Here is a 6,347-nt window from a genome sequence, read left to right as displayed (position 1 = left end):
ATAGGCCATAGCGCATTTTCCTTTGGCGAGAAAGATGCCTACTATAGCAACTGACCGCCTTTCTTAGAAATTGCACTTATTAGGCGAATCCAAGAGAGTCAATATATTAATCGAGAAGGTTTGTCAATGTATAGGGAATCCTATATTTATAGCGACATAACTGGATATATTTGTGCAACTAAAAAAGGGGTAACTAAATGAGTTTTTACAGGAACCCTAACTCATTGACTTCGTTCATTACGGTGTTGTGCTTAATATACGAATCCAAGCACAAAAATCAACATATGAATTCTATAAAAAAACATATTAATACAGAATGTCCCGATATAAAAAAGATCAAAAAACTGAAATAAGAATAGGTGTATTTTATCAGATAACAACACACTGCAAGATTTCCCATTTTCTATACCATTATTTATTGATGTGATATTTTCTAGAAGTATTTTACTCGTTTTATGATGGTGAACTCAAGGTTGTATTTAATGTAATACTTTAAATTAAAATTCATCTTTATTAACACGCAATAAGCGTAAAAATCAGAATAGCCGAAAAAGTGAAGCATGGTTTTGGTATTTTCTGAATGGGTTACCAATAAATAATAGTTATCAGCTGATAACTTGATGTTCATTATTTTATTCTTGGTGGTAATCCTCATTGTACGGCATATAAAATAATCATAAGCAGATTTTTTATATGATGTATATCTAATCTATTTCAAGTTTTAGTTAAATCAATAAAGCTGTAATTTGAAAGATAAAAGGGTGTTTAATAGTATGGATAACAGGGATTCATCTTGTTTTGTATCGGTAACGCGTGAGCTATTATTAGTTTCGATTGAAATTATTTATTGATGTTATTAAGTCACAGTGATAATCAATCTTTTGCTTATTGTATCCTTATTAACTAATATTTTATTAGTTAACATTTTGATGGGTAGACCTGACAAAACTTTTGGCAAAACACTAAGTTAAAATGCTATCACCATGAATCTGTAATGTTTTGTAGTTATTTAACAATCATTGGGCGAAAGAACATGGATATACGCAATCTTGAAGCTTTTATCGTTTTGGCTGAGACTCTGAATTATCATAAAGCTTCGGAGAGGCTTTATCTTTCTCAGCCTGCTTTGACGAAGAAAATACACGGGTTGGAAGATATTCTTGGTGCTTCACTATTTACAAGGGGGCCAAATGGAACAAGATTGACAGATTTTGGACATAAGACGCTGGAAAATGCCAGAAATTTTTTAACTCATTATGAACGTTTTAAAAGTCAGGTTCATTTTGATTCAAAAGAAGATATGGTCAGGCATTTATATGTCGGCTCCTGTTTTCCCATTCATAACTATTCTCAAATAGAGAGACAGATTGTGGCGAATAAAGGGGATATTGTACTGGCGTTGGTGACCGGGCTGTCCGTTGAACAGCAGATAAATTTATTGAATGCTGGGATGCTGCATGTCGCTGTGATGCCTTTGGCATCTATTGCACAGTTAGAACCCAAAAAGGTGTTTACGGAAAGACTGGTTTATATCTTTAAAAAAAGGAGTAATCTGATATCTAAGTTTAGAACTGCTTTAAGTAAGTTCGGGAATGAGATTTTTCCAAAAAATTCGACAGGAAAGAAAGAAGTCGCTGAGTTAACTGATTGCCTTAATGTTTTCCCTATTTATACCGGTGACAATATGCATTTGTTATTAAAGACAAATGATATTATGTTAATTGTTGAAATGATTACGAAAAATAGCGCTTATACATGTGTTCCAAAACGAATTTTAGGTTCTATTCCTGAGTATTATATGGACTTTTTGGAAATTGTTGAAACCGATAAAAAAATTGATCTTGGGGTGGTTTGGGCAAAATCAATAGATAATCATCTGATTGAAGATGTTGAAAACTTTTCTACATTGGTTGCTAATGTATAAGTCTATGAGTAATTATTGTTTTGATGGCGTATCTGTCATTTAATTTCTTATTAAAATAAGATTCGGGATATATTGTAATGATTCTCTTAATAAGGAGTGCAGAATGAGAATGAACACCTTAGATATTTTCCAATCATATACCCGTCGTCTTTCAAGTTGCAGCTTTGTTGGCTGCGCTCACTCACCCCAGTCACATAGTTAGGCTATGCTCCTGGGACTCATTCCCTTGCCGTCGCGCTGCATCTTGAAATCCATTGGGTATAGATAACTTTTCTGCGTAAATGAGTTGTCATTTTTTACAGTGAATCACCAGGCTATTTTCAATGCTTGAGAAAGTGATGGGATAAGAAGATAAAAAGTAATCGGGCATTGAATAGCAATGCCCGATTCTATGCTAGATAATACCGAAAAGGTTAATTGGTTCCTTGATTTGCATGGAATGCTTCTGTCATTTGCTCAAGCTGTTCCTGAATATCCATCCATTCCATCTCGATATTTTCCAGTCTAGACTTTGTTTGTGTTTGTTTATGCAGGCATTCCGTTAATTCAGCTTTGCGATCATTTTCGTAGAGCGTATTGTCTGATAACTTTTCTTCTAGATTTACCAATTCCGTACCCAGTTTTTCCATCTGGTTTTCAAGGGTAATAAGTTGCTTGCGTAATGGTTGAGTCTGATTGCGGAATTCAGCTTCACGCCGTTTTTGGTCTTTACGCTCTTGGGCACTGTAATTTTGCGTGCTGTTCGCTATCGTTTCAGTTTCCGCCTTCTCTTTTTCCTGATGATCTCGCATCTGCTGTCGTTGCAGTTCAGACAGCCATTGTTGGTAATCGTCTAAATCACCCTTGAAAGATTCGACTTCACCATCATGCACCAGATAAAGTTCATCTGTAGTTGAACGCAGTAAGTGTCTATCATGCGATACCACAACCAGAGCACCTTCGAAATCGATGAGCGCTTCGGTTAATGCCTGTCTCATGTCGAGATCAAGGTGGTTGGTTGGTTCATCAAGCAGCAGAAGGTTAGGACGTTGCCAGACAATCAGAGCCAATACCAATCGGGCTTTTTCACCACCGGAAAAACGTCCGCTCGGATCTGTTACCTGATCGCCTTTAAAGCCAAATCCTCCCAGATAATCCCGAAGTTGTTGTTCCATCTCTTGTGGCGCTATTCGGGCTAAATGCTGTAACGGGGATTCATCTGCCCGCAGGTATTCCAATTGGTGCTGTGCAAAGTATCCCAATCGAATGCCTTTTGATAGGGCGATCTCTCCTTGCTGCGGCGCAAGTTCTCCTGCCAACAATTTGATCAGGGTAGATTTACCCGCGCCATTTCGACCTAATAACCCTATGCGTGAACCGGGCACTAAATTTAATTTGATCGAATTCAGAACAGTTTTTTCTCCATAGCCAGCGCTGATTTTTTCCATATTCAAAAGTGGATTTGGCAGGCTATCTGGTTGGCGAAAGCTGAATTGAAAGAGGTTATCAACATGGGCTGGAGCGATAAGTTCCATGCGTTCCAGCATTTTGATGCGGCTTTGAGCTTGTTTTGCTTTGGAGGCTTTGGCACGAAAACGATCAATGTAGCTTTGCAAATGCGTCACTCTTTCCTGCTGGCTTTGGTACAGCGCTTGCTGCTGAGCAAGTTTGGCGGCGCGTTGCCGTTCGAAGGAGGAATAGTTGCCGGTATATTCGTACAGACTCTGCTGTTCAATGTGCAGTACTTTATCAATGATTGGATCAAGGAAATCCCGATCGTGGGAAATCAGAATCAAAGTACCTGTATAATTTCGTAACCACTTTTCGAGCCAGATGACTGCGTCTAAATCAAGGTGGTTGGTTGGTTCATCGAGTAACAGTAAGTCAGAGCGACAAATTAGCGCTTGTGCCAGATTTAGACGCATGCGCCAACCGCCTGAAAATGAATGGACGGGTTGCTCCAACTGGACTTGGGAGAATCCTAAACCGTGCAGTAGGCTGGAAACTCTGGAACGGATTGTCCATGCCTGAATTGTATCAAGCAGACCATGAATATGGGCGATAGCGTGGCCGTCATTTTGTTCGTTGGCGACTTTTAGCTTCTGTTCCAGTTGTCGGAACTCGCGGTCGCCATCGATCACATATTCCAGAGCAGATGTTTCCAGAGCGGGTGTTTCCTGATTTACCCAAGCTAGTGCCCAGTTGCTGGGAAATGTGACGGAACCACCCTCTGCCTGAAGTTCATCTTTCAGTAATGCTAATAAGGTAGATTTACCACAGCCATTCTTGCCAACTAATCCTACTTTTTGGCCGGGATTGATGGTTGCGTTAGCATTGTCCAATAGGACACGAATGCCGCGGCGGATTTGCAGTGAAGAGAAAACAATCATAGATGTTGTCTGTATAAAATGTGTTAAGTTAATAAGTAGGTTATATCCTTTATCATTCAAATTGCTACCTTACTGGCGGTACTAATTCACTCCGGCCATGATAGTCCGGTCATATAGTTAGTTAGGTTCCTGAGATGTGTTCTCCCGCCGCAGTTTGAAATCTATTGGGTATATCTCTATTCAGTTTGATAGTTTGTTGATAGCCTAGCATGCATGGTAGCGGAAAATATGTGTCCTGACACGTCTTAGGGAAAATGGAAGGGCAGATAAATATGAATAACGTTGGAGTGAATTATGTCAGTTAGTCGTAAGCGTTTTATTGCGGGAGCTGTTTGTCCAAAATGTCAGTCACAGGATACGCTGGCAATGTGGCAGGAAAATAAAGTTGATATCGTTGAATGCGCTCATTGTGGTCACATACAGAGGCAGACTGATGAAGCTGTTACTTCTCATGTCAGGGAACAGGAACAGGTTATTGGTATTTTTACACCGCAATAAATATACCTTTCATCTTTGTTCGAACTGCCATTTTGTTGGCTGCTTTTATTGACTCCGGTCGGGTCGTTATCATTAACCATATTTCCTGGGAAAGGTTCTCTGCTGTAGCTTGAAATCGATTGGATATAAATGAACTAACAATAAATTGTGGATAAATTTTGCCGTCTCTGTACCTGGCGACGTAGAATTCCGTTACAATTGGCAGCATTTTTTTGAGCTGTAAAAATTTTTCCTTACGGGTTTTTCCCTCGGGTATGTAGGAGTAGTCATGAAAGTAGCAAAAGACTTGGTGGTCAGCCTGGCTTATCAAGTAAGAACAGAAGACGGTGTTTTAGTTGATGAGTCCTCGGTGAGCGCGCCGTTAGACTATCTGCATGGCCGTAGTGCTCTGATCAGCGGATTGGAAAAAGCACTGGAAGGGCGTGAGGCAGGTGAACGTTTTGATGTTAGCGTAGAAGCGAATGATGCATACGGTCAGTATGACGACAATCTGGTTCAGCGTGCGCCAAAAGATGTGTTTGTTGGTGTTGACGATCTTCAGGTTGGCATGCGTTTTCTGGCTGACACGGATCAAGGTCCTATCCCGGTTGAAATCACTGCGATTGAAGGTGATGAAGTTGTTGTTGATGCTAACCACATGCTGGCTGGTCAAAACCTGAAGTTCAATGTTGAAATCGTAGCAATCCGTGAAGCAACTGAAGAAGAACTGGCTCACGGTCATGTTCATGGTCAGGGCGGTTGCGATGATCACCATGAGCACGATGAACATGGGTGCTGCGGTGGTAGCTGCCACTAATCTGAGATCATTTACTAACTAACCCGGATTCTGGATAAGAAATTGACGGGGAAGCCTGTTCTAGGAGCAAAGTTTTGGTGAACACCGAAAACAGCTCCGAGGAAGAACAGGCTATGAACAAATTAGTTGAAATTTTCTGCTATACCGATGATTTTTATCGTTTCTTTATGCCTCAATGGGAGCTTTGGCTCAGTGTGCTGACGGAACTCAATCATCGTGGCTAAAAGGGTTCCCTGAAGCAATTAATACCGTTTACCTGCAAACCCGAGTTCAACTGTGCATTGTTCATACGATACGCAATAATCTGCGTTATGGCTATTTGGGACTGAGCTTTTTAAATGACGAAGCACGGTATTTAGATCAATCTTTGCCAATTGAATGTTCTCCAAATAGACAGACTATACATGATTCAATAAATTGATGTCACAACCAGTGTCTTGAAAAAATTAATTATTAAGATCCAGTATATGGATTTAGGACTAATTTATTTCATTAAGTTGCTTTTCAACTAAAACACTATTATGAATTTAATTTTTTATTTAAAGTTGTAAATTTATTTTCTGGAAAGTCTTATTTCATTAAGATTGGATAAAAAACACCATTTTCAAGAATTTCTCCTGATTTCAATAATCACTTAAGACGCCTATTTGACTGTTTTCGACGCGCCCGGCGGTGCCACTGTATTGACGTTGCACACCGGCAGAATGCGTGCCTTTTTTGATAAAGCCGGTTTCATCCACCGGTTTCATCCACAATGAGC

At 39.8% G+C, this 6,347-nt stretch carries 4 protein-coding genes and 2 pseudogenes; 4 read left to right on the top strand and 2 right to left on the bottom strand.

What is annotated here, in order from left to right:
* Nucleotides 1-1,033: 1,033 nt before the first annotated feature.
* Nucleotides 1,034-1,924: a LysR family transcriptional regulator gene (locus tag BM329_RS13775; protein ID WP_092554308.1), complete on the top strand. Its 891-nt coding sequence runs from the start codon at nucleotides 1,034-1,036 to the stop codon at nucleotides 1,922-1,924.
* Nucleotides 1,925-2,337: 413 nt separating this feature from the next.
* On the opposite strand, the gene BM329_RS13770 is transcribed toward BM329_RS13775, so the two are convergent.
* Nucleotides 2,338-4,293: an ABC transporter ATP-binding protein gene (locus tag BM329_RS13770; RefSeq protein ID WP_092554305.1), complete on the bottom strand. Its 1,956-nt coding sequence runs from the start codon at nucleotides 4,291-4,293 to the stop codon at nucleotides 2,338-2,340.
* A 294-nt stretch (nucleotides 4,294-4,587) separates the two neighbouring features.
* On the opposite strand from BM329_RS13770, the gene BM329_RS13765 reads away from it, so the two are divergent.
* The 3 genes and pseudogenes from BM329_RS13765 to BM329_RS14580 form a co-directional block, all read left to right on the top strand.
* Nucleotides 4,588-4,791 (top strand): YheV family putative zinc ribbon protein, encoded by a 204-nt coding sequence (locus BM329_RS13765; protein ID WP_092554302.1) that lies wholly within the window; start codon nucleotides 4,588-4,590, stop codon nucleotides 4,789-4,791.
* Nucleotides 4,792-5,059: 268 nt separating this feature from the next.
* The gene (gene slyD / locus BM329_RS13755; RefSeq protein WP_092554296.1) at nucleotides 5,060-5,587 is read left to right on the top strand and encodes a peptidylprolyl isomerase; all 528 of its coding nucleotides are present in this window, start codon (nucleotides 5,060-5,062) and stop codon (nucleotides 5,585-5,587) included.
* Between the two features lie 184 nt (nucleotides 5,588-5,771).
* Nucleotides 5,772-5,900: pseudogene (locus BM329_RS14580) on the top strand (transposase); the annotation flags it as partial.
* Between the two features lie 313 nt (nucleotides 5,901-6,213).
* On the opposite strand, the pseudogene BM329_RS13745 reads toward BM329_RS14580, so the two are convergent.
* A pseudogene (locus BM329_RS13745) lies at nucleotides 6,214-6,347 on the bottom strand (transposase); the annotation flags it as partial.

This window comes from Xenorhabdus koppenhoeferi (genome assembly GCF_900116635.1).
Taxonomy (GTDB): Bacteria; Pseudomonadota; Gammaproteobacteria; order Enterobacterales; family Enterobacteriaceae; genus Xenorhabdus; species Xenorhabdus koppenhoeferi.
This window is presented reverse-complemented; position numbering and strand designations above follow the sequence as displayed.

Coding starts and splice junctions, on each gene's coding strand:
- BM329_RS13775 (WP_092554308.1), top strand. CDS start 1,034: ATGGATATACGCAATCTTGAAGCTTTTATCGTTTTGGCTGAGACTCTG.
- BM329_RS13770 (WP_092554305.1), bottom strand. CDS start 4,293: ATGATTGTTTTCTCTTCACTGCAAATCCGCCGCGGCATTCGTGTCCTA.
- BM329_RS13765 (WP_092554302.1), top strand. CDS start 4,588: ATGTCAGTTAGTCGTAAGCGTTTTATTGCGGGAGCTGTTTGTCCAAAA.
- slyD (WP_092554296.1), top strand. CDS start 5,060: ATGAAAGTAGCAAAAGACTTGGTGGTCAGCCTGGCTTATCAAGTAAGA.